General features: G+C 29.6%; 23 protein-coding genes and 9 tRNA genes. 3 read left to right on the top strand and 29 right to left on the bottom strand.

Translation table 4 applies throughout. From position 1 onward, the window contains the following. Window positions 1–49: 49 nt before the first annotated feature. On the bottom strand, window positions 50–1,096 hold the full coding sequence (hemW, locus tag NMG77_RS00815; RefSeq protein ID WP_255045924.1) for a radical SAM family heme chaperone HemW: 1,047 nt from the start codon (window positions 1,094–1,096) through the stop codon (window positions 50–52). Further along, window positions 1,089–2,006 (bottom strand): tRNA (adenosine(37)-N6)-dimethylallyltransferase, encoded by a 918-nt coding sequence (locus NMG77_RS00810; RefSeq protein ID WP_255045923.1) that lies wholly within the window; start codon window positions 2,004–2,006, stop codon window positions 1,089–1,091. Before NMG77_RS00810 ends, hemW begins: the two co-directional genes overlap by 8 nt. Window positions 2,007–2,064: 58 nt before the next feature. On the opposite strand from NMG77_RS00810, the gene NMG77_RS00805 reads away from it, so the two are divergent. Next, the gene (locus NMG77_RS00805) at window positions 2,065–2,886 is read left to right on the top strand and encodes a DUF6856 family protein (RefSeq protein WP_255045922.1); all 822 of its coding nucleotides are present in this window, start codon (window positions 2,065–2,067) and stop codon (window positions 2,884–2,886) included. A 177-nt stretch (window positions 2,887–3,063) separates the two neighbouring features. Here the strand turns inward: NMG77_RS00805 and NMG77_RS00800 are convergent. The 27 genes from NMG77_RS00800 to NMG77_RS00670 all read right to left on the bottom strand — a co-directional run bounded on the left by NMG77_RS00800 (window position 3,064) and on the right by NMG77_RS00670 (window position 23,057). Further along, window positions 3,064–3,140: transfer RNA gene (locus NMG77_RS00800), tRNA-Arg, on the bottom strand. Window positions 3,141–3,273: 133 nt separating this feature from the next. Beyond that, window positions 3,274–3,349: transfer RNA gene (locus NMG77_RS00795), tRNA-Phe, on the bottom strand. Window position 3,350: 1 nt separating this feature from the next. After that, window positions 3,351–3,424: transfer RNA gene (locus NMG77_RS00790), tRNA-Asp, on the bottom strand. Between the two features lie 4 nt (window positions 3,425–3,428). After that, window positions 3,429–3,504 (bottom strand) — tRNA-Met (locus NMG77_RS00785). 59 nt (window positions 3,505–3,563) lie between these two features. Next, window positions 3,564–3,654 (bottom strand) — tRNA-Ser (locus tag NMG77_RS00780). 94 nt (window positions 3,655–3,748) lie between these two features. Continuing rightward, a tRNA-Ile gene (locus NMG77_RS00775) sits at window positions 3,749–3,824 on the bottom strand. A 4-nt stretch (window positions 3,825–3,828) separates the two neighbouring features. Further along, window positions 3,829–3,905: transfer RNA gene (locus NMG77_RS00770), tRNA-Met, on the bottom strand. Window positions 3,906–3,911: 6 nt separating this feature from the next. Next, a tRNA-Pro gene (locus NMG77_RS00765) sits at window positions 3,912–3,988 on the bottom strand. A gap of 64 nt (window positions 3,989–4,052) precedes the next feature. Beyond that, window positions 4,053–4,126, bottom strand: a tRNA-Cys gene (locus NMG77_RS00760). 280 nt (window positions 4,127–4,406) lie between these two features. Continuing rightward, window positions 4,407–5,120: a tRNA pseudouridine(38-40) synthase TruA gene (gene truA, locus NMG77_RS00755; RefSeq protein WP_255034810.1), complete on the bottom strand. Its 714-nt coding sequence runs from the start codon at window positions 5,118–5,120 to the stop codon at window positions 4,407–4,409. Window positions 5,121–5,127: 7 nt separating this feature from the next. Continuing rightward, the gene (locus NMG77_RS00750; RefSeq protein ID WP_255034809.1) at window positions 5,128–6,297 is read right to left on the bottom strand and encodes an energy-coupling factor transporter transmembrane component T; all 1,170 of its coding nucleotides are present in this window, start codon (window positions 6,295–6,297) and stop codon (window positions 5,128–5,130) included. Beyond that, window positions 6,281–7,237, bottom strand: a complete 957-nt coding sequence (locus tag NMG77_RS00745; protein ID WP_255045921.1) for an ATP-binding cassette domain-containing protein — start codon at window positions 7,235–7,237, stop codon at window positions 6,281–6,283. Before NMG77_RS00745 ends, NMG77_RS00750 begins: the two co-directional genes overlap by 17 nt. Then, entirely contained in the window at window positions 7,210–8,049 is an 840-nt protein-coding gene (locus NMG77_RS00740) for an energy-coupling factor transporter ATPase (RefSeq protein WP_255045920.1), read from the bottom strand. The genes NMG77_RS00745 and NMG77_RS00740 overlap by 28 nt, the downstream gene beginning before the upstream one ends. Window positions 8,050–8,072: 23 nt before the next feature. Beyond that, entirely contained in the window at window positions 8,073–9,581 is a 1,509-nt protein-coding gene (gene gpmI / locus NMG77_RS00735) for a 2,3-bisphosphoglycerate-independent phosphoglycerate mutase (RefSeq protein WP_255045918.1), read from the bottom strand. A 5-nt stretch (window positions 9,582–9,586) separates the two neighbouring features. Then, window positions 9,587–10,336, bottom strand: coding sequence for a triose-phosphate isomerase (tpiA, locus tag NMG77_RS00730; RefSeq protein ID WP_255045917.1), 750 nt, complete (start codon window positions 10,334–10,336; stop codon window positions 9,587–9,589). Between the two features lie 42 nt (window positions 10,337–10,378). Beyond that, complete coding sequence (locus tag NMG77_RS00725) at window positions 10,379–12,004, bottom strand: phospho-sugar mutase (protein ID WP_255045916.1); 1,626 nt, start codon at window positions 12,002–12,004, stop codon at window positions 10,379–10,381. 32 nt (window positions 12,005–12,036) lie between these two features. After that, window positions 12,037–12,435 (bottom strand): cytidine deaminase, encoded by a 399-nt coding sequence (gene cdd, locus NMG77_RS00720; protein ID WP_255045915.1) that lies wholly within the window; start codon window positions 12,433–12,435, stop codon window positions 12,037–12,039. After that, complete coding sequence (locus NMG77_RS00715; RefSeq protein WP_255045914.1) at window positions 12,425–13,684, bottom strand: thymidine phosphorylase; 1,260 nt, start codon at window positions 13,682–13,684, stop codon at window positions 12,425–12,427. Before NMG77_RS00715 ends, cdd begins: the two co-directional genes overlap by 11 nt. A gap of 4 nt (window positions 13,685–13,688) precedes the next feature. Then, entirely contained in the window at window positions 13,689–14,363 is a 675-nt protein-coding gene (gene deoC, locus NMG77_RS00710; protein ID WP_255034801.1) for a deoxyribose-phosphate aldolase, read from the bottom strand. Window positions 14,364–14,430: 67 nt separating this feature from the next. Beyond that, a complete protein-coding gene (gene deoD, locus NMG77_RS00705; RefSeq protein ID WP_255034800.1) occupies window positions 14,431–15,141 on the bottom strand; it encodes a purine-nucleoside phosphorylase in 711 nt (236 codons plus the stop codon). A gap of 77 nt (window positions 15,142–15,218) precedes the next feature. Beyond that, a complete protein-coding gene (locus NMG77_RS00700; RefSeq protein WP_255045913.1) occupies window positions 15,219–16,151 on the bottom strand; it encodes an ABC transporter permease in 933 nt (310 codons plus the stop codon). Then, the gene (locus tag NMG77_RS00695) at window positions 16,151–17,800 is read right to left on the bottom strand and encodes an ABC transporter permease (protein ID WP_255045912.1); all 1,650 of its coding nucleotides are present in this window, start codon (window positions 17,798–17,800) and stop codon (window positions 16,151–16,153) included. The genes NMG77_RS00700 and NMG77_RS00695 overlap by 1 nt, the downstream gene beginning before the upstream one ends. Continuing rightward, window positions 17,787–19,445 (bottom strand): ABC transporter ATP-binding protein, encoded by a 1,659-nt coding sequence (locus NMG77_RS00690; protein ID WP_255045911.1) that lies wholly within the window; start codon window positions 19,443–19,445, stop codon window positions 17,787–17,789. The genes NMG77_RS00695 and NMG77_RS00690 overlap by 14 nt, the downstream gene beginning before the upstream one ends. Window positions 19,446–19,626: 181 nt before the next feature. Further along, complete coding sequence (gene recR / locus NMG77_RS00685; protein ID WP_255045910.1) at window positions 19,627–20,244, bottom strand: recombination mediator RecR; 618 nt, start codon at window positions 20,242–20,244, stop codon at window positions 19,627–19,629. 28 nt (window positions 20,245–20,272) lie between these two features. Next, window positions 20,273–20,578, bottom strand: coding sequence for a YbaB/EbfC family nucleoid-associated protein (locus NMG77_RS00680; protein WP_255045909.1), 306 nt, complete (start codon window positions 20,576–20,578; stop codon window positions 20,273–20,275). A 33-nt stretch (window positions 20,579–20,611) separates the two neighbouring features. After that, on the bottom strand, window positions 20,612–22,501 hold the full coding sequence (gene dnaX, locus NMG77_RS00675) for a DNA polymerase III subunit gamma/tau (RefSeq protein WP_255045908.1): 1,890 nt from the start codon (window positions 22,499–22,501) through the stop codon (window positions 20,612–20,614). A gap of 1 nt (window position 22,502) precedes the next feature. After that, a complete protein-coding gene (locus tag NMG77_RS00670) occupies window positions 22,503–23,057 on the bottom strand; it encodes an NUDIX hydrolase (RefSeq protein WP_255045907.1) in 555 nt (184 codons plus the stop codon). Between the two features lie 370 nt (window positions 23,058–23,427). On the opposite strand from NMG77_RS00670, the gene NMG77_RS00665 reads away from it, so the two are divergent. After that, entirely contained in the window at window positions 23,428–23,832 is a 405-nt protein-coding gene (locus tag NMG77_RS00665) for a hypothetical protein (protein WP_255045906.1), read from the top strand. A 117-nt stretch (window positions 23,833–23,949) separates the two neighbouring features. Continuing rightward, window positions 23,950–24,501: a restriction endonuclease subunit S gene (locus NMG77_RS00660; RefSeq protein WP_255045905.1), complete on the top strand. Its 552-nt coding sequence runs from the start codon at window positions 23,950–23,952 to the stop codon at window positions 24,499–24,501. Window positions 24,502–24,714 lie beyond the last annotated feature (213 nt).

Genomic DNA, 24,714 nt, shown 5'->3' with positions numbered 1-24,714 from the left:
TAAACACCCATGCCAGGACTATCTTTTTATTAGTATTATTACTAATATATTAATTAAAAATATCGATGATTGACACATTCAATAAATCGATGTTGTCAGCTTTAAGATAATTGTTTTTTATTGAAACATACTTAAGTTTATCTTTGTATTTTTCATAAGCAGTTTTAAATGGTTCTTTAGTTATATCTATGCCATCCTTGAGTCTTAAACCCATCATTAAAACCCTTTGATAAAATTGATCATCAGTTAATAAATTTGATTTAATTTCTCAGTTATCAATCTTGCCATCATAATAGTAAGTTGTGCGGTTTTCAAATCCATGAGCACCTCATCCAATAGCGGCGTAATCTTTAGTTAATCAATAAGCTAAATTATGTACAGATCTATATTTTTTTAGACGTGATCAATTAGCCACTTCATAACGTTTGTATTTCAGTTTATTAAGCTCTGCTTTCATTAATCTTAATTGCATTGCTTCTTCATCTAAATCTATTTCATATGGAGTCTTAGTTAGATATGCACCTGGTTTTAAATCTAATCCATAAAACGAAACATGATTAGGTTTAGTTTTTTTTATGAATTCAATATTTTCTAAAACATCTTCTTTTTTCATGTGCGGTAAAGCATACATTAAATCGATATTAATATTATCAATGCCTACATCATATAAATTTTTGATAGCGTCATAACATTGATTAATATCATGTGTTCTGTTTAAGTATTTAAGGATTTTGTTGTTAATTATTTGCACACCAACAGACACTCGATTTACTAAATTATTTTTGAATATTTTTGCTTGCGATTTTGTAATTAAATCTGGATTACATTCTATAGTAAATTCACACGTTTTTGCCGCATATTTTGAAATTTTTGATAAAAAATAATCTAAAAGTTCATCGTTAAATATATTAGGAGTTCCTCCACCTAAATATATACTTAAAAACTGTTCTTTATTAAACTGTTTTCTTTCTATCTCATCAATTAAATCTTGAACTACTTTTTGTGGGTTATAACGATCAATTAATTCTCTTTTAAAGTCACAAAAAGTACATATTTTTTGACATAATGGGAGATGAATATATAAGTGTCTAGTCATTATTTTTTATATACGAAATTATCTCATTACAAAGCTTATCAGGATCATCCTTAAAGAAATTGAAACTAAATTCTTTTAAACCTTCATTAAATTTATTTCTTGTTCAGGTTAATTGATGCTTAACTAACTTTTTAAGTTTCTTATTTATTTCTTCTTTGTTTATGGGTAAATTATTTTTTCAAGAATGATAGATTTCTGGATAGCCTAGAGCCTTCATGGCTATTGGTTGTTTATCTAGTTTTTTAGCTTCAATTATTTCATCTAAATATTCAATTTCTTTAATTCAATTTAGATCATTTATCATTTCATCTAATCGATCGCTTAGATAAGCAAAAAGTTGATCTTTATCTGACATACATTTAACAACTATATAATCAAATTTTTTAGTGTCATTTTTCGACTTTTTACCGTGTTTTTTAAATAAATATAAAGCGCGTAATAATCGTTTTCTGTTGTTAATTCCAATCTTATTAGCTTCTTCTTTATCGTAATTAATTAACTGATTAAATAGCTCGGTATTTTCTAGTTTTTCTAGATTGTTAAATAGTTCGATATCAAGTTCTTCATTATCTAACTGGTAATCGTTAATTAAACTATTTATATAGAGATGACTTCCTCCACATACAATAGTTCAATCAGGTGATTGTTCTAAAATCGCTTTAGCTTTTTTATTGAAATGAGCTATTGATCAGTCATCAAAAATTGAGATTTCAGAAACAAGGTGATAGTTAATTTCTGATAATATTTTTTCTGATGGTTTATTAACACCAGCATTTAGCTCTTTATACACTTGAAAAGCGTCTGCTGAGATGATCGGTAGGTTTAATTTAATAGCTAATTTATTCGCTAAATATGATTTCTTAGTTCCAGTTGGACCAATGACTAAAATTAATCTTTTTGAATGAATCATATGCCAACTATTATTATTATCTTTTTATATAATATTATCTGTTAATAAATAAAAATATATGAATAAAAACAAAATTGTTTCAAAACTTACAGGGCTAGCTTCTCTAGCTTTTGGTTTGAGTTTTGCTTTAACAAGTTGTACAGTAGCTACTAGTCCAGGGTTTTTTAAAGTTGTTTCAGCTGAAGATGTTAATAATAAAGTATCTTTACAAAGTATAACTAACGAATTAAAATCTCCAGTTCAAACAGCTGTTTATGGTACTAACCTAATTAATAACGGTGATTACGTATTAACAATTTTAACTAACACCGATCCAGCTCAAAACTACTTCATTGATGGTGGTGATTTAAGTAGTGGTTTAAAATGAGAAGGTCCTTATGCTAGAGCTATTAAAAAATGACAACCACCTCAAGATAACCCTAGTTACAAAGATGGGATTCTTTTCTTATTATATAGAGATGAACTTTCTGATCAAAGAGCTCCATCTAACCAATTAAATCCGTTTTCTAAATACCCTGATAAGAAAAACGATGATAAAGCTACTAAAGAAGAAAAAGATCGTTCTAATCAATATGTAAGAAACGATCAATCAGCTAAAACATATAGAGAAATTGTTGAGTTCTTAGTTAAAACATATCCAGAACAAACAAGCGGCTGATTAAATCGTGTTGATGGAACAACAAAAATAATGAACATCGCATTCACTAATGATGGTAGCGGTAAAATTACACCTCACTTTTATATGGGTTCATCAGCTCCAGCTAACAAATCATTTGTTTTACAATCATCAACTATTCAAAACCATAAATTAGTTAATCAAGATTTAACTATTGATGATAGCTTCTCAAGCTTCCTAGCTGGTGTTTATACAAGATCTTAATTAAGATATAATTGTTTTATTTAATTATTCATAAACATTACCTTGATATAAGGTAATGTTTTTTTATGCTTATAATAAATAAAAACTAACCAATAAATCTTTATTTAATACATGAAAAAAACCTCATAACAGGTATATTGTTGTTATGAGGTTATGTAATATGAAATCTATTATTAATGGCGTCGACAACAGGACTTGAACCTGTAACCTTCAGTTCCGCAAACTGATGCTCTATCCGGTTGAGCTATGCCGACATTTTCCTTATAGGATTATAATATATCGTAATAAAAATTACGCATTTTCATGCGTAATTTAAACTATTTATATGAAGGAGATAACTATTAATGCATGTAATTAATAGTTATTAATTATGAATAACGATAATAATGGTGGTCTCGGGCAGAATCGAACTGCCGACACATGGTTCTTCAGACCATTGCTCTACCGACTGAGCTACAAGACCATGGCGGTTCCTACGGGAATCAAACCCGCAACCCCTCCGTGACAGGGAGGTATGTTATCACTACACCAAGGAACCATAATGGTTGCGGGAGCTGGATTTGAACCAACGACCTTCAGATTATGAGCCTGACGAGCTACCGGCTGCTCTATCCCGCGATATATACACATTATTATAACATATAATAATGTGTAAAAATATTAATTATTTCTATTAATGGCGGATGCTGAGGGATTCGAACCCCCGCTGACCGTTAAGCCACTCTCGGTTTTCAAGACCGAACCCTTCAGCCACTTGGGTAAGCATCCATATAAGATAGTACTTATTTAGCAATAATACCTGCTATTTATTTTATAAGAAAATTAAAAAACTAAGTACTATACTAAATTTTTTTAATATTACTGGTGGATCTAACAGGACTTGAACCTGTAACCAACCGATTATGAGTCGGGGGCTCTAACCATTGAGCTATAGATCCAACATGGTGGCTGGAGTGAGATTCGAACTCACGACAACTCGGGTATGAACCGAGCCCTCTAACCAACTGAGGTATCCAGCCATAAACTGGTCGGGAAGACAGGATTTGAACCTGCGACCCCTTGGTCCCAAACCAAGTGCTCTACCAAGCTAAGCTACTTCCCGTTGATAATTATTTGGCGTATGTTTTTGGAGTCGAACCAAAATATAATTCCGCCCCGGACATACATGGAGGTGCCTGTCAGAATCGAACTGACGATGTGGAGGTTGCAGCTCCAAGCCTTACCACTTGACTAAGGCACCATTATTTAACCTAATAGATTATAACAAAATATTAAATATTTGATGAATAAATTTAATAATAACTAATATTTAACCTTAATTTAATTAATAACAACATAAGAAAAATAACTAATCATAAGTTAATTTATATAAATTAACTATGAATAACTAATAATTACAAGAACTAAAACAATTTATTGTACTTTATAAAATATCTACTAAATATAGTCTATATCGTTAGATTATCTATTTATCGAAACATCATATAATCAATAAATAAAATAAAGACGCATAAGCATCTTTATTCATAATAAACATCATATAAGTATAACCCACTAGCTGGAGCTTTAGTAATTGCTTTACCTTTTTTAGGATTATCTAATAACCACTTAAGGTGGTTAAGATCATATTTTTTAATTCCAATATTATATAAAGCTCCCACAATCATTCTCACCATAGATCTTAAGAATCCATTGCCTGTTACATAAATATAGATCTTATCGTTTTCAATCTTTAGATCAATCTTGTGAACTGTTCGATTACCTTTATCTTTATCAGCTGTTGAAAACGATCAATAGTTATGCGTTCCTTCCAGGATCGGTATTGCTTTTTTAATCAGATCAAAATCCAATTTAAAATTAACAATCCAAGCATGGTCATAAAATAAGGGATTGTTAGAACAATAATCAATTAAATAAAGATAGGTCTTAGATTTAGCGCTAAATCTAGCATGAAACTTACTATCAACATCTTTGATCCATCTGATGTATCATTGGTTAAGACCATAACGATTTAAAATTTCGCGAAGTTTTTCTAAACTAATCCGATCATCGATATAAAAACTAATATATTGATTGATCGCATGTACTCCTTTATCTGTTCTTCCGCTTGCATTAACATTAATCTTTTGTTCATAGATTCATTCTAATGCGTCTTGTAGTTTGGATTGAACACTCACATAATCTTTTTGAATTGCATAACCATGAAACTTAGTTCCGTGGTATGTAATATTCATTAGTACATTACGATTTAAATTGCCCAACGTTTGCTCCCAAACCAATTACCATTCATTCAGGTGATCCAAATACTCCAAAGAAGATTCTAGAAGAAGCTACAAAAATAAAGAATCCCAAGATAATCATTAAGATCGTATAAACAAATAGATCTAGAGCATGAACTTTAAAGATTCGGTATCTTGTTCTAGCAAATCTAGGGTTGTAGCTTCTTGCGTCCATAGCGTTAGCTAACTCACCTGCGTTTCTAAACGCGATCGATACCATCGGGATAATTAATGATATTAAAGAACGCAATCGTTCAATAAAATTACCATTCTTGAAATCAATTCCTCTAGATGCTTGTGCATTTAGAATTCTTTGAGATTCTAATAACAATGAAGGCACGAATCTAATCGAGATACTAATCGTCATTGCTAAAGAATTCACTGGCACTTTTAATAACTTTAAAGGTGACAGTAATTGTTCAATCCCGAATGTTAATTCAATTGATGTACTTGATGATGTTAATATTGTAGCCAATAAAACCATCATAAAGATCTTTAATACGATCGATAAAGTAATAAATAAAGTTTTAAAACTTAAAGCGTATCAATTAAAGAAATATTCTGGTTTTAATACCAAACTATCGGGATTAAAACTGAATTGCACTAAGTCTGCACCCGCTACTTTAGGTACTGATATTTTAAAAAATTGTTGTACTTGTTCAAATGTTAAATCTGATCTTTTTTGTTGAACGATATTCAATACATCCCCAAAACTAATCATCATCTTAGTTTTGGAGTTAAAAATTGGGAATTGATTCTTGCTAAAGAAATCATAATCATAAAGATTAGCCACAATCTTATCTTCATAATTACCTATTAATAGGTAATTATGTTGATTTGAAACACTTGAGATATTTAAAAACCCTGGGTTACGATAAGTAAACCAGTTGATTAAAAACAAGAATAAAAACATTATTATTATTGTTTTTAATGTTGATCAGTAAATTTTAAAAGGTAATTTCGAAATCATAAAGATTGTCGAAATTATTGAAATTGTGATCAGTTGGAAAACTAATCCCGTTGGTAAGAAAACGATTATCACAAAAGCAATAAAAATCATCAATTTAATTGATGGGTTAGTTTTATGGACAATCGAGTTACTTAAGATATAACCGTTAATTGCGTTCTTCATGTTTTTTTATTACTTCGTTTATTGCTTGAGCTAATTGCTTTATATTCCTTGGTTGGTAATCATACAGTTTTTTAAACAAAGGATTTTTTAATGACAAATCGTTAATTACCTGGATTACATTTGGTAGGGTTATTGAAGTTTTTAAGACTACTTCTGGGTCGGTAAAGATCTCATAAGGTTTACCTGATGTTAAGATCTTACCTTCATTTAATAAGATGATTTCGTCTGCTATCTCAAGAACTTTTTCCATTTGGTGGGTAATCACGATCACGGTTTTGTTTTCTCTTTTGGATTCAAGAATCAAATCAACCATCTCGCTTTCACCCTTTGGATCTAGTCCTGCAGTTGGTTCGTCAAAGATAATGATCTCAGATTGAATAGCAAGAATTCCAGCAATTGCCACCCGTCTTTTTTGTCCTCCGGATAGTTCAAACGGACTAACATCTAAATAAGAAGAATCCAATCCCATTCGGTTAAGATAAAACTTAGCAAGTTTAGCAGCTTCTTCTTTATTAACCCCTAATGCGATCGGACCAAACATAATATCTTTTTGGATCGTATCTTTAAATAATTGGTATTCTGGAAACTGGAATACCATTGAGATAATCTTTCTTAAGCGTTTAAAATTTTTAATCTTTTTAGTAGCTGGGGAAATAACAATGTCATTGTTATTCTTAAAATCACGAATTGATAAAGATCCGTATTTAGATACCAACAACCCATTAAAGTGCGTCACTAAAGTTGATTTACCACTTCCAGAGTTACCAATAATACAGTAAATTTTGTTTTTTTCAAAAGTAAAATCAATCCCGTTTAACGCTCAGAATTCTTCGGGAGTACCTTCATCAAAAACACACTTTAGTCCTTGAGCTTTTAAAACTTCATTATCTACTAAAGGAGCAATTTCTTGTCTTAATCTTTTTGATCTACTCTTGAACATATATTGTCGATTAACTCGTTATATTTTAATGTAGTTTGTATTTTATTATCAAGTTCGTTTAATTGTATCGCTAAATCTAAACTAAAGGGAATATCTAGATTGATCTCTTTTAAGAATTGTTTATCCTTAAAGATTTCATGCGGATTACCTTGTTTGATCAGGTTACCATGATCCATAACCAAAACACGATCACAATTAACCACTTCTTCCATATCATGAGTAATTGAAATAACGGTCTTTCCTTGGTTACGTAGTTGTAACATGAAATTCTTAATATCTTTCTTACCTTTAGGATCTAACATTGATGTCGATTCATCAAATAAGATAATACTAGGATTAATTGCTAATACTGAAGCGATTGCTACTCTTTGTTTTTGTCCGCCAGATAATTTATGCGGTTCAAACTTTAATATTTCTTTAATACCTACTTGATAAGCTACAGAATCAATAATTCTTTTAATCTCACTTCTAGGAATCTTACGATTTTCAAGACCAAAAGCAATATCATCTTCTGCTGTAATCCCGATAAATTGGTTATCGGGATTTTGAAATATAATCCCAACATTATCACGTAAGAACTTAATGTTGTCTCGTGAAATTGCATAACCAAATAAATAGATAGTTCCTGATTGTGGTTTTAAGATCCCAGTAAGTAGTTTTGACATTGTCGATTTACCAGAACCATTATGACCAACTATGCAAACGTATTCTTTTTCATAGATCTCATAAGATACGTTTTTTAGAACTTGTTTTTTGGTGTTGTATGAAAACGATACGTTTTCAAATTTAATTACGCAATTTTTCTTATCCATTTATCTATATTATATAAGTTAATCTAAATTAATGGTTCTTGATCCATTTCTTTAGGAATCTCTACACCGATATATTTAAGGATTGTTGGAGCAACATTAGCTAAAATCCCTGGTTTGATAAACTTAACTGATTTATCAGTAACACTAAACGGAACAACGTTAGTTGTGTGTTTAGTAACTTTTTGATTGTTTTCATCAATCATCTCTTCAGCATTACCATGATCAGCAGTAAAGAATATGGTTACATTATTCTTTTTAGCATCTTCTAGTAATCTACCGATCTGTTCATCTAATGCTTCTAGACCCTTAATTGTTGCTTCGTAATTACCAGTGTGACCAACCATATCAGGGTTAGCAAAATTAAGGATTGTTACATCGTAATTTAGATAAACTTTAAGCAGTTCATCAACAATAGCTTTAGCTGACATCTCAGGTGCTAAATCATAAGTTTTAACATCTTTTCTAGATGGCACTAAAACTTTATCTTCGTTTTTATAATCAATTTCAACACCACCATCAAAAAAGAAGGTAACGTGAGCATATTTTTCAGTTTCAGCAATTCTTAATTGCTTCTTATTAGCATTAGCTAATACTTCACCTAAGGTGTTCTTTTCGATCTTTGGAGGATAACAGATAGCTGAAGGATTAATACCTTCGTATTGCATCATTGTTACAAAGTAAAGATTTTTTCTTCTTAGTTTTGGATTTTGATCATAATAATCAGAACCATAAATATAGTGACTTAATTGTCTAGCACGATCAGGTCTGAAGTTTGCAAAACAAACTGCATCATTATCTTGAATCGTAATATCTTCTTTTTTGTAGTTTTGATTATATCCAGGAACAATGAATTCATCAGTGATATTCTCATCGTATGATTGTTTAACATACTCACGAATACAATCATAAGCTTTACCAGAATTAGATAATAAGTTATCGTATGCTAATTCAATACGATCCCATCTTTGATCACGATCCATTGCATAGAATCTACCAGCAACTGTCCCGATCTTAGTGTTAGTAGCGCGAGTTTTTTGAATCAATTCATCTAAGTAAGATTCTAAACTTGTAGGTGGAACATCTCTTCCGTCACCAAATACATGTAAAACAGCTGGCACATTATTCTTGTGAGCTAATTCCATAATTGCATAGATGTGATTAATATGAGCATGTACTCCACCTGGAGATACTAATCCTAGGATATGTAGTTTAGAATTATTTTTCTTAGCGTGATCAATCGCGTTTAATAACGCAGAGTTTTCATAAAACTTCTTAGTTTTAATCTCGTTGTTAATTAAAGATAAACCGGTGTAGATAATTCTTCCAGCACCAATATTTAAATGACCAACTTCTGAGTTACCAATCTGATTAGCAGGTAATCCAACATCTTCACCACTAGCTCCTAGCATAACTGTGGGATTATCATTAATTAAACTATCTAAATGTGGGGTTTTAGCGTTTTTAACAGCATTACCATGGGTATTTGAACTAATTCCATACCCATCTAGAATCATTAACAGAGCTTTTTTCATAGTAATTATTTTGCCTCGATTAATTTAAGGAATTTATTAGGATCTAATGAAGCTCCACCCACTAGCGCTCCATTGATATCTTTTTGAGATAAAAGTTCTGAAATATTATCAGGATTTACTGATCCACCATAAAGAATTGGTACTCTTGATGCTATTTCAGTTGATGAGATTTCTGCTAAAACTTTTCTTACGTATAAGATTGCTTCTTGGGCAGTTTGACTTGAAGCAGTCTTACCAGTTCCAATCGCTCATACTGGTTCGTAAGCAATAATTAAATTATCAAAAAGTTCATTTGGAATATCTTTAAGATCTTTTTGTAATTGTTCTTTTAAAACATCATTAGTTTTATTAGCTTCGTATTGTTCTAATGTTTCGCCAATACATAGGATTGGTGTCATTTTGTTTTCTAATAAAACCTTAACTTTTTGGTTAATTAATTCGTCTGTTTCACCAAATAAAGTTCTTCTTTCAGAATGACCAATGATTACATGAGTGATTTGCATGTCTTTTAGTTGATCATAGCTAACAGTTCCTGTATTAGCTTTATCTTTAATGTAATTAGCATCTTGAGCTAAGATTAAACATTCAGGCTTTTTAATGCGATTAGCTAAATCTAAATGAACAAAAACAGGAGCCACACCAAAAGTTGTGTTGCTATATTTTGTTAAATCATTCACATTTAAAACTTCAAAGAATTCATTAACTTCTTTTGTGTTTTTAAATGTCTTTCAGTTACCAAATATGTATTTTTTCATCTCGTTTTATTTCTATTATTAAATTCCTAATTATTGATCTTTTTATAAAAGACCTATGAAGCGTTTAAGTGTTTTAGTAATTGCTTCAGCTTCTAACTTAAGATTCTTAAGCGAACTTCCATAAAAATTATAATAAAATTTAAATTTTGGTTCAGTGCCAGAAAGTCTGAATCTGATTCAAGAATCATTTTCCAAGATTCAATCTAAACAATCACCATTTTCATTTCATTTGATTTCAATAATCTTTCTGTTGTTAATTGTTTGATCTTTGTAATTACCAAGCAGTTTCATATAGTTGACTGCTTTTTGTTTTCAATCCAAACCTGAAATTTTATTGGTTATTGTTTCATTATGAATAAATCCAAATTGTGGATAGATTTCTCTCTCTAAGAAATCAACCATAGTAATCTTACGTTTTAGACATTCATTATGAATTTCAAGCGCTAAAGCAGCCGCTTGAAAACTATCTTTATCTAAGGTGATCGTTGATGTTAATGAACCGATTGCTTCTTCAAAACCAACGATGAAATCTTCTTGATCTTTATGGTCGTTAATTTTATTACCGATTCATTTAAAACCAGTTCCAACACGATAAACAACGCCGTTATATTTCTTAATAATACGATCAATTAAGTTAGTTGATACATATGATGATACAACATAAGGAGTTTTATTAAGTTTTTTATGTTTTAAGATGTAGTAACAGAAGATGATTCCCATCTCATTACCATTAAGATATCTAAACTCGTTGTTATGTCTAACAGCCACTGCTAAGCGATCAGCATCAGGGTCAGTAGCCAGCATAATATCAGCATTATAATGATCTGCGTATTGTAATGCTAGATCTCAAGATTCTCTAGCTTCAGGGTTAGGCGATTTAGTAAAGCTAAAGTTTTCATCATACTTACATTGTTCTTTAACAGGAATAACATTGTAATTAAATCTTCTTAACATCTCAGGCAATCAATAAGAAGATGCCCCGTGTTGTGCGCTAAAGATTACTTTAAAGTCCTTAACTTCTTTTTGATCTGTCTTGTATAAATTTTGATAAACATCAGCAAAGTAAGCATCATAAACTTCATCAGATATAAACTTAACTAAGCGGTCATTAGGCTCATATTCCAAGTTTAGGATTTCGTAGCTTTGTGGCATGAAATCAATAACTTTTTGCCCATCTTCTTTTAATAACTGAGCACCTTTTTCATTATATGCTTTAAACCCATTATCAGTCTTAGGGTTATGTGATGCTGTAACATTAACCCCACCATCAGCATTACATCTAGGAATTGCGTAAGACAATAATGGTGTTGAAGTAATTTTATTGTTATCAAATAAATATACTTGAATCCCCATTGATGTTAATACATCTGTAATTATCTTAGTAAAATGTACGCCGTTTTTACGGTTATCATGTGCAATCACACATCTTGGTGAGTAACCGAATTTATCAATTAAAAAACGACCATAACCAAACGCCATTTGTGCGTAAGTAAAGTCGTTTAAATATTGGAATCCTGGACCCATTTTTTGTCTTATTCCAGCAGTTCCAAATGCTAGTGGTTTATCATCAAAAGCGTATGCTAATTCTTCATTAGACATCGCTTTAATTTGTTCTTTTAATTCATCGCTCACTTTTGGATGATGTAATCAATATTTAACACTGTTCATAATATTTATCTTATCTTTAATCTTATTATTAATTATTTAGCATTTAGTGCTTTGTAATTAAATCCTAATGGAATTAATTGTTTGAATTGGTATGTCTTACTGGTTTGATCTTTGAAATAAATTGTTACTAAAGTATCGTCATCACTGAATTCTCATAATGCCTGGCGACACATTCCACAAGGTGAAGAATTCTTATCCATCGAATCTGTCATCAAATGAATATGTTTAATTAATGGAATATTATTTGAATTAGTCACCATGCAACCGATTGCATTTCTTTCTGCGCATAAACTTACTGGGTAAGAAGCTGACTCAACATTAACGCCTTTGTATTCTTGATCATTACTATCAACCAATATACAAGCTACGCGAAAATTAGAATAAACACAATAAGCTTTTTCTAATAGCTCTAATAGTTCTTTATGTTTCATATTTTATTGTACTTAACGCTTTATCAATAATCACTTGATCGATTGGTTTAGACGAATACAATGTCATGATTGTTTCATCTTTTTTAAGATGATCATTAGATTTTTTATGTAAATAAATACCTGCTTGAAAATCAATTGGTTGATTTTTAAGTTTTCTTCCTGCTCCTAGTTCTAATGAAACTAATGCTAGATCAACTGGTGATGTATAAACTATTTTAGCTTCTTGTTTGGCTTTAATCTCGTATTGGTATTTCGGATTAAAATAACGATCTTCACTAACAGCTAACCAATCCCCTTTTTGAGATTTGATTCAAGCAATAAATTTATCAAATGGTTTAGTAGTATTTAATAATTCATTAAGCGCTTGTAGTGCTTGATTTTTGTTATCAAACTTTTTGGTTTCAACAAGGATTTCAGATAACAAATTATCCATTAAGATCTTAAAAGAATTCTTGTTATCTAATTCATTCTTAAGATAAGCAACTGCTTCTTTGATCTCGATCGCATTACCAATACTATTACCTAAAACTTCATTCATATCATTCAATTCACAAACTAAATGACGGTTAAAGCGTTTAGCTAATACAAGCATTCTTCGCTTAAGTTCATTAGCCTGTTCAATTGTTTGACAAAACGCACCAGCACCATATTTGATGTCAATGAAGATGTAATCTGAATTGATAGCAAATTTCTTAGAAATAATTGATGAAGCAATAAGATCCAAACAATCAGTTGTTGAAGTAACATCCCTAATTGCATATAAGATCTTATCTGCTAAAACTAAATCATCAGTTTGGGAAATGATAAACATATCATTTTCATCAAGGATCTTTTTAGCTTCATCAATGCTAATCGAACAATCAACACCAATTGATTCTAGTTTATCAATCGTGCCACCAGTATGAGCTAAACCACGACCTGACATCTTAGAGATCTTAAAACCAAATGAAGCTAATACAGGCGCTAGAGCAATTGATACTTTATCTCCAACACCACCTGTCGAGTGTTTATCAATTGATTTTTTATCTTTGGTATCAAAACTTAATGTTTTACCTGATTTGATCATGAAATCAGTTAAATAATAAAGTTCATCCTCATTTAGGCCATTAAATCAGATTGCCATTAACAATGCGCTAATCTGATAATCAGGAATTGTTTTATCAACAGTTTTGTTGATAAAAAAACCTATTTCTTCTTTGGTTAAAATTTTTTTATTTTTTTTCTTATCAATTATTTCAACAATATTCATAGCTTTATTTATTAGATAAATCAAGCGTTTCTAATTCTTGCATTAATTTAACTGAACGTGAAGTACCAATTCGATCAGCACCTTCTTTCACGAATTCAATAAGATCCTTAGCACTTGAAATCCCACCACTTGCTTTAATCAAGATTTTATCTTGACCTGTTTGTTTCATGATTTTAATGTCATTTAAACTAGCTCCACGAGTTGAAAACCCTGTAGATGTTTTAATAAAATCAGCACCGGCATCAATACAAGCTAAAGTAGCTTTTTTAATCTGATCTTCAGTTAGCAACGCGGTTTCGACAATCACTTTTAAGATCTTATCACCACAAGCTTTCTTAACTTTTCTGATCTCATCAATAACACAAGCACAGTTATTAATCAATTCTGGGATATTAATCACCATATCAATCTCATCAGCACCCGCTTTAATTGATGTTTTAGTTTCATAAACTTTTTGTTCAGTAAAAGTTTGACCTAATGGAAAACCAACAACTGTACATACTTTTACAGAAGATTTTTCTAGGATTTTTTTAGCAGTTTTAATATAAGCTGGATTAACACAAACACTAAAAAAATTATATTGCATAGCCTCATGACAAAGATTTTGAATCTCTTCATAATTAGCGTTAGCTTTTAATAATGTATGGTCAATTAACTGATTAAATTTAAATATACTCATAGTTTTTTATTTTATAGATCTAACCGATCTTAAGTTGATAATAATATGATTAAGTATTGATATAACCTTATAGTTTAATAGCCACATTTAGCGCTAATTCAATCATGTCATTGAATGATGTTTGACGTTTTTCTGGACTCATTTCTTCATGTGTTATTAATGAATCTGAAACTGTTAATATTGTCATTGAATGTTTCTTTGCTTTAATTGCGTTCGCATTTAAAGCAAATCCTTCCATTTCAACAGCTATTGCATTTCATTGTTCATTTGCTTGTTTAGGAGTGTAGATTGATTGATAAAAAGCATCTTCGCAGATCACTAAACCTTCGTGGTATTTAATATTTAATTCTTTAGCAGTTTGTCTTGATACATCTAATAATTTTTGTGAAGGGTAATTAGTTTTATTCTTAACATCAACACCAATAAGCATAGAATAAGGCGATTCACTAAATGCTTCAGATTCAAGAATCACATCACCTAAATTGATGTTATCAACTAAAGCACCGCAAGAACCAACCCGAATAATGTTCTCAACATCATAAACATTATAAAGTTCATGCGAATAAATCCCAATTGAAGGATTACCCATTCCGTGACCCATTACAGTAATTTCTTTGCCTTTGTATTTACCAGTAAAAGCAAACATGTTTCTTACTTCATTAACTAATTTAGGGTTTTCTAGAAATGTTTCAGCAATCCATTTAGCACGCAACGGATCTCCTGGCATTAAAACTGTTTTAGCAATTTCTTCTTTTTTTGCTTTGATGTGTGGAGTCATTTTATTCTTACCTTTCTTGAAATATCTATATCTTTATATCTTAAAACTAATAAAACTTAATAACTAAAATTTTTTTATTATCGTAATCCTTTATCGAAATGATTACCCACGTTTTTAGGTCCTATTGAGAACTTACCAAATACCAACATAGTAGCCAACGTTAAAGCATAAGGAATAATTCTTAATAAATATTTATTTGCATCATTTACATCACTTGTTGATGTTGAATAAATTAATAAAGCGCTAAATATTAAACCAATTGCTGTAATCGGGAAAAGTTTTCAACCACTAACAATCAGGATTGCTAAAGCAATAAATCCTACACCATCAACATCACCAGCAAACGCTCTACCAGATTGGTAATAACCATATAAAGCACCACCAGAACCAGCAACAATACTAGCAAAAATAATTCCCATTCATTGGTATCTAGTAACATTGATTCCTTGTGAATCAACTGCGTTAGGATTCTCGCCCACAGCTCGATATCTTAAACCAATTTTAGAAAAATTCATTACCACATATAAGATAATGAAAAACGCAATAAATAGAACAAAAACGATAATTGCTTGATCACTAACGCTATTAGCTCTTAATGTTCTACTATAAGCATTATCTAGACTTGGTTTAGCAAATAATGCTGATGATCGGTCTGATAAGATCTGACCGATCCCTGTAGCTAATAAGTTAATTCCTGTACCCGCTATTACATGGTCTGCTTTAAGTTTTATTGTGGCAAAACCAAATAAGATTCCCACAGGAATTGATAATAGTGCTGATAATAATATTGACGCTATAAATGTTCAGTTATATCCATCACTAGTTATAGAATTATTAGCTTTTAAAAAGATGTTTGAAAAAATAACAAAGAACGTTGCACCAAATGTCATCGTACCGTTAATAGCAATATTAACAATACCAACGCGTTCAGATAAATACCCACCAAAAACACCAAGGATTAAAGCAGGAGCTAGAATTAGTCATTGATCTAATTGTGTTGTTGAAAACATTATCTAACCTCCTTATTCGTATTTATCGTACTGATTTTTTCATTAATCAATTTAACATGTTTATCAACTTGTGATTTTAATCCGTCATCTAATCCGATAACTAGTTTTTGAATTCGTTTTTCATAACTTTTCCAACTGTCAATCTTTTTCAAAAACTTATCGTTTTTAGATTCTTCGTAATCTTTAATCGCTCTTTCTGTATCTAGAATCGTATTAAAAACACAAGCGTGATAAAACTCATTAATATTACCAATACGATCATTAATATATTTTTCTTTGTATTTAATGATCTCGTCTTTGTATTGCTTTAAGAATAAGATCTTAATACCAACAATTGAAGACATTAAGAAAATCTGTAACTTGTTCTTATATTTCTTGTTAAGTTCATTTCTTAATTCTTTTTTTAATTTCTTGACTTTAAAACGATAGTTCTCAGATAAAGCCGCCATATTATTCTCAAGATTTTGGTAATAGGTGATATTATCTCCGCCATAAATCTTCATAATAATCCATCTTCATGGTTTTAAGTAATTAATCAACCCGAAGATTGATATCATATACATTAAAACTCCAAGTGATAATGGCAGCGTTTGAGGGTCTGGTAGGTTAGATGGACCTTGACCTACTGAGATTAATGAAAATAGAGCTGAAACAATAACAATTCCCCAAGGGTTGTTAAGTGCGATTAGTGAGATCGCAATCCCGTTGAATCCTTCTGGAGGAACTGAAGTTAAACCAAATTTACCAACTGAACTAAAATCAATAGCTTGAGAAGCTTGGCCAGTATATACAGCTACTCCTAGTATTCCTGCAATTGCTCCAGATATAGCAAATGAAGATAGTTGTAATAAGTTTTTATTATAACCAAAATACTCAGCCGAAGTACTTGATAAACCCGTAGTTTTAATCTTGTGACCGAATACAGTAAATCTTAATAAGATTCAAATAACAACAACAGCTACAGCAGTTACTGAAATCGTTCAAATTCATCCAGTGTTACTTGTAAATGGACTAGATCCATTAACAACATAGAATGAATATTCATCTGGGAATTTTATTGAAGTAAAACTACCATTTATTTTTTGGCTATTATCAATAAAATGGTTGTTAATAATCGAACCAACTATTAATAAGATAATTCAATTAAGTAGGATTGCAGATACTACTTCATTGATCTTTAGGTATATTTTAAATATACCTGTAAGAACAGAAACAAATGCTGCCACAAACATTGATAAAACAATCGTAATTAATTGTCCACCATATGCTGGAGCAAACCCTGCTTTGTTTAGGTAATGAGTAATTATAAAAGCAAAAGAAGCGCCTGCTAACATCTGCCCTGAAATCCCAATGTTAAAGATCTTTACTTGCATAGCAAATCCAAAAGATAGTCCAGCTAATGTAAAGATCCCGATATTAGTTATAAAATCCTGTTGCTCTTTTTGTCCTCTTAGTCCGTTGTTAAACAACGCTCAAAAAGCATTAGAATTAACCCCTGTTGATACCAAGATTACAAAGATTAACATTAAAGCGGTAATAATTAAAATAATAACGCTTAATATTCTTCTTCTAGTTAGTTTGTTTTCTTTTCGATAAAAAAGACGATCAAAACCAATCAAAAATCCCGGGTATTTTTTAAATAGATTCATTGATAGCTTCTCCTGCTAATAATTGACCGATTTTAGATCTAGTCATTTCTTCTTTCGATCCAACACCTATAAAGCTATTACGGTTGATAACTGCAATCGTATCAGCTAACGCCATGATTTCATCAAGTTCGTATGATACTAATAAGATTGCTTTACCTCGTTTTTTAGCTTCAATAATTTGCCCATGAATATATTCAATAGCACCAACATCAAGACCTCTTGTAGGTTGAGCTAGAATTAACAATTCATGCTTCTTAGTCATTTCACGACCAATAATTAATTTTTGTTGGTTACCACCAGATAATGCTCTTGTGTTAGCTGTACCATTAGCAGTACCTCTTACATCGAATTTATCAATAATATCTTGCGCGTAAGTGGCGATTTCAAATGGAACAATTAGACCATTAGCTGAAAACGGTTTTTTATCAATTAAGTTGTTTACTGAATTGATTCGAACACTTTGATCTAAGGTTAATCCGTGTTTATGTCGATCTTCAGGAACAAATGAGATTCCTAAATTAACCCTTTTTTTAAGCGACATTTTAGAGATATCTACTAATTTATCATTGTCTCTAAAAAAGATCTTTTTAGCTTCAGTTTTCTTAAGTCCTGATATGATTTCAATCAACTTAGATTGACCATTACCCTCAACACCAGCAATCGCAAAGATTTCACCTTTTTTAATCTCGAAGCTAATATTACTTTTTAGATTTGATGACTGAGATAATTTCTTAACAACTTCTTTAGCTTTAGTTAATCCTTTGGTAACAGTTGTCTTAACAAAGTTAGAAGACTTATTAAGTAATTCATCATATTTTTCTTCAGCTGTTTTACTATTAAGATTTAGATCTTTAACACTTAAAACAACTTCATCATTAGTTACTGGTAAATTGTTAATTGAAGGAGTAATTGTTCTACCTACCATCAATTCAGCCATCTCTTCAATTGATGTTGTTTTAACATCTACTGAACCGATATACTGACCTTTTCTTATTACAGTAGCTGAATCAGCTACCGCTTTAATTTCATGTAGTTTATGAGTAATAATAAGGATTGTTTTATTTTTAGATTTAAATTCCCTTAAGATATCTAGAAAACTTTCAATCTCATTATCTGATAATACAGCAGTAGGTTCGTCAAAAATTAAAAGATCTGCATCCCGATAAAGAACTTTTAGGATTTCAACTTTTTGTTGTTCACCAACAGTTAAAGAAGAAACCTTTGCATTTAAGTCGATCTTAAAGTTATATTCTTTAATTAGGCTTTCTAATTTTTTAACGCATTGTTTGTAACGAATGATTCCAAATTTAGTTGTTTCAGTTCCTAGAATAATATTATCGATAACTTTAAAGTTATCGATCAACTTAAAGTGTTGATGAACCATTCCGATTCTTGATTTAGAAGCATCTTTTGAGGATTTAAAATTAACCTCTTGATCTCATATAAATATCTGTCCTTTATCTTGTTTGTATAAACCAAACAAGATTGACATCAATGTTGATTTACCTGCTCCGTTTTCGCCTATGATAGCGTGTATCTCATTCTTCTTAACGTTTAGATTAATACCAACATTAGCTTTAATCTGCCCGTTATTGAAGGATTTATGGATATCGACCATTCTTAGAGCGTATCCTTGTGTATCCAAACAATTATCCTCCTTTTCTGTGCTTATTTTACTAATAAAAAGAAAAAATAACTATGTAGATAGCTATCTAGGTTGAAATATTGAAAAGAAAAAATAGTTATTTTTTATAATCATTCATTCTTATTGAGAAATATAATGAAGTCTTTCTTAAGAAATAACTAATTATTTAATCAAAGAATCCTTATTTCTTTTCTTTTATTAGTTTTTTATTCTCAAAAGCACTCTTTAAGCTAAATGTATCTGCATAATCAATAGACGAATTATAAGGTAATCCCATTCCTAAACGATAAATTGATAGATCATAGTTAGCTAACAATAATTGAATATAGTTAGCTGTTGTTTGTCCGTCTTGAGTAAAGTTAGTAGCAATTACCACTTTTTTAATATTTTCTTTTTCAATTCTTTCTAGTAATAAGTCAAAGTTAATTTCTTGAATTATCTTTTTGTTCTTACTAGATATTTCATGATTAAGAATAAAGTACTTACCGTTATATGCTTGCGCTTCTTCGATAATGTTCAAATCATCAAAAAAACTTATGATACATAATTCATCTTGATTTCTCGAATCATCAGAACAAATGCTACATATAGAATCATTTGATCAAGCTTGACATAATCGACATATTTTTATTGACAATTTAGCACGCTTCATCGCATCGATTAAATCATATACATAACGATCTGATTTCATCATTAGGTGTTGAACAATTTTTTTTGCGTGCTTGGAACTAATCTTAGGTAAATCGCTGATTTGTTCTATTAGATTATTAAACTCATTCAGATTTAAATCTGACGCCATATTATTTATTAGTATTTAAATTATTAAATTATCTAAAACCAGGGAAGTTGATTGGAGGAGTAATTGTATTAGTTAATTCGTCTTTTTTCTTTTCCAAATCAGTTATCGCTTCATTTATTGCTTCAGCAACCATTTCTTGTAAAGTGGCTGGATCTTCTGGATCAATTAAGTCTTTATTAATTTCAATCTTAACGATTTTAAGATTTCCTTTGATTACTGACTTTATTAATTTTTTGTATTCGTATTCGTATTCTTTTTCCTCAAATTCTGCAATCTTCTTTTCCATTTCGCGTTGCATTTTTTTTATTTGGTTAGCTAAATTTTGAAAATTCATAATTTTTACCTTTTAATTAATATTTAATTGAAATTATTCTGGTTTTCTCAGTTTGTCATAGATGTTTTCTACGATATTTCTTTGTTTCTTGATTCTTCTTAAAATATCAACATCTAATGATTCATACAAATTATTATAATAATTTATTTTATCGGAATCTTTTATTGTTTGTATTTCAGCGAAAATTTTATTTAATTTTTCCTTCGTAATAGCAAAGATATAAATCTCTTTTTTGAAGATGTGATTAATTGTTAAAACTCTGTTATTATCATAATCTTGTGAGTTCAATATTTCAGCAACATTATCATCTTCAATAAGTAAGATGGCAGCTTTATCAGTAACCATAAATAAAGCGCTTTGATCAAGATATAGATCGATATTATCGTATAAATCGTTTTCTGAATTATCGCCTTTTTTAAATTTATTTTGAGTTTCAATGAAATTGGTTTTTAATTCGCTATTTGACAGTTTTTTATTTTTAAATACTGACATCGCAACAGCTCGTAAATATTCATTAATTCGATTTTCATTAAACGCTTTAACTACTTCATCTTTTTGAGCATCTTTGTTAAATTCAACTTCATCAGGATTAGTTTTTTTAGTTTTTATTAAAGTTGTTTTATCTAGATTTTCTTTAAGTAAATTATCATCAAATTTTTTCTCTTCAATTAAATTATTTGAATCATTATTTTCTTGTTTATTTTTAGTTTGTTTTTGTTCTACTTTTCTTACTTGTTTTTCTTCAAATTTGCCGCTTTTTTCTTCTGTTTTTATAGTTTCATTACTATCATTTTTATCAAATAATTTAACATCTATTTTATTGTTATTCTTTTTGGTTATATTTTGAGTTTCATAACCGTATTTTTCAAAATAACTCAAAGCCATTAACAATAAACTTTCTTTGATATTATTATGAGTTATTCTTGATGATAATAATTGGTTAATAGACTCAGATAACGATAAAACATTTAAATTACTTAAATTTAATTTATTAACTTGTTTTTCGTCTAAAGTTTTTAATAAAATTGGATTACTAGTTTTTTCATATACTAAAACATCAATTAGAATAGCTAATATATCTTGGATAAATAAAACAAAATTGATCCCTTTTGTTTCAGCATCATTTAATAAATCGATAATTCCTTGAACATTTTTTTCATTAAATAACTCTAAGAAAATTAACTTCATTTCAAGGTTAATCAATCCAAAAGTTTCATCAACTTTATCAATAGTTATTTTATTGTTTTTATCAAACGATAATTGTTGCAAAATACTAAGCGAATCTCTAGCAGAACCTGAAGCTAAATCAGCAATTTTATTAATTGCTGAATCATCTATCTTAATATCTTCGTTTTTTACAACATTTTTTAATACATCAACAATATCTTTTTTATCAAGTTTTTTGAAATTGAAGCTCTGACAACGAGAAACTACTGTTAATGGTATTTTATGAAATTCAGTAGTAGCGAATATGAATGCTACATGCTTTGGAGGTTCTTCTAAAGTTTTTAACAAAGCGTTTCATGCACCATTACTTAGCATATGCGCTTCATCTAAAATGTATACTTTCTTAGCAAGATTCATTGGCGCATAATTAATCGCATCAATAATTCTTCTAATCTCATCTACACCATTATTAGTAGCAGCATCTAATTCATAAACATCCTGAGCTTTATTTTCATTGATCAATGTACAAGCAGTACATTGATTACAAACATCACCATTTTTCTTATTTAAACAATTATAAGCTTTAGCTAATATCTTAGATATCGATGTTTTACCTATACCTCTTGTACCTTGAAAGATATAAGCAGTAGCTAATTGATCATTAGCACTAGCTTTTAATAATATATTTGTGACATGTGATTGCCCTATAATATTAGATAAATTATTTGGTCGATATTTTTGATAAAAATTAATCATATTAGTCTTGTTTTTCCTTCAGGTGTTTTTGAACTAATCAATAAGCGTTAAATAAACTAGATAAGTATGCTTCTTTTTTATTAAATAAGATTTCTTCAATTTCTTTTTGGGTTAATCATTTGTTTTTTGCTACTGCTTCAAAAATTGAACCATCAGTTAAAGGCTCTTCTTGTTTTAATCCAGTTACATCAAAAACGAAACAGTGAACAATTTCATTCATTTGTGTTGAGGCTACAAATTCAATGTGATCATAGAAATTATTAGGATTTATATCAATACCACCCTCTTCTTTAGTTTCTCTAATAGCTGCTTCTAATGGCGTTTCGCCATGATCTATAGCTCCCGTTATTGGGCAAGGGTATAAATCATCTCATTTTGTTTTTACTTCAATTTCTGGCATAGGTTGATAATGAACTAAATACATTACTTCATTATCAACATATTTAAAACAAAGTGAAGCTATACTATTTATTGATTGTCTTTGTGCGTATACAAAACCCTTTTCAGTTTCATATAAACTTAAATATGTAGTGTGATAAAGTAATTTACTTTTCATTGTTTAACCCTAAAAGCTTATTAAATAAAAATTCTAGATAGCTATTAATTTACTTGATTTATGTTTTTTATAAAAATCATAATCAATAAATCATTAAGTGAATCTATTCTAATAATAAGATAATCTTATTATTAATAATTATATTACAGTACATAATCCCATTAAATCTTTATTTAAGTTCTAGCGTTTTTATATATCAAGGGAATGTATATTTTTAAATATACATAATGATAAGACATATCAATTTATCTAGTTTATTTAGATGTTTAACAAACGCTAAATAATGCGTAACAATTTAATAATATAATAACGACATATGACTTATAATTTCAACGAAATAAACAAGTTTTTTATTGAGTGTTACTTTAGGATGTTAGAGGTATTTTTAAAGAAACATAATCAAGAAGATTTTAAGCCTTATAAAGAACTAAAACCAATATTAAAATCATTAAAAAACTTTAAACCTAAGAAATATAAAAATAGTTGATTTTATCAACGACATCATGTCGATGAAATATATTGTTCTGGAGCGATATTAAAAGAAGATCAAAATTTATATGATAATGGTTTGTCTTTAACAGTAAATATTGAAGAACATGCATTCTTACATTATTTAATTGTTATGAGTCAGACTACTATACCTAATTATGGAATGTTGCTTCAGATATCGCTTCAACAATGAGATTCCATAAATAAAGAATATTGTGAAAAATATAATATTCCTTATATTAAAAATTGACCTGAATATTTAAGGGGTCTTGAGTTTGAAGAATAGCAATTTGTTATAAACGATAATTTAAAACGACAATTAAACACTTTATATGATTATTGATTTACTCAATATGATTTTCCTGATTTAACTAATAAACCCTATAGATATTCCGATGGAAAAATGAAATGAAATAATTCATTAAAGAAACACATCCCTATTGGATGAGAAGTAAAAAAATTATCTGAGTTATGCAATATTTTATTAGGTGGTACTCCAAGCACTAAAAATAGTGAATATTGAAATGGAGATATAAATTGACTTAATTCAGGAGAAATAGCACAATTTCCTGTTGTAACTTCAGCAAAGAAAATTACTCAAAAAGGAATAGATAATTCAGCAACGAAACTTATTCCGAAGGGAGCTACTGTTATTTCGATAACAGGTAACATTAGGGTAAGCTGTTTAGCTATTGAAGCTTGCGCAAACCAATCAGTTGTAGCTGTTCTTGAAAACAAAAAGTTTAAACATCCTTTTATACATCAGTATTTATCGCGATTAATTTCGAATTATACAGCGATTTCAACAGGAAATTGTCAAAAACATATAAATAAAGAAACTGTAGAAAATTCATTAATAGTAGTACCTGAAGAACAAGTTTTATTGAAGTATTATCTCTTATCAGCTCCAATGTATGAAATTCTTATTAAGAATTCTTTAGAAAATGAAAATTAATGCAAATAAGAGATTTCCTATTACCACTATTAATGAACGGTCAAGTAAGAATTGATTAAGAAATTAATAAATAAATTATTTTTAACAAAGATAAATTTTGAAAAAAAACGGTAAATTGATGTTTTTTATAAAAAAAATATTGCGTTAAATATCGCAATATAATGAATATTATTTTAATGAATTATTGGTTTAAGATAAGTTTTATTTATATAA

Source organism: Mycoplasma bradburyae (genome assembly GCF_024339025.1).
Classification (GTDB): domain Bacteria; phylum Bacillota_I; class Bacilli_A; order Mycoplasmatales; family Mycoplasmoidaceae; genus Mycoplasmoides; species Mycoplasmoides bradburyae.
Note: the sequence above shows the minus strand (reverse complement) of the source record. Positions and strands in the feature narration are given on the sequence as shown.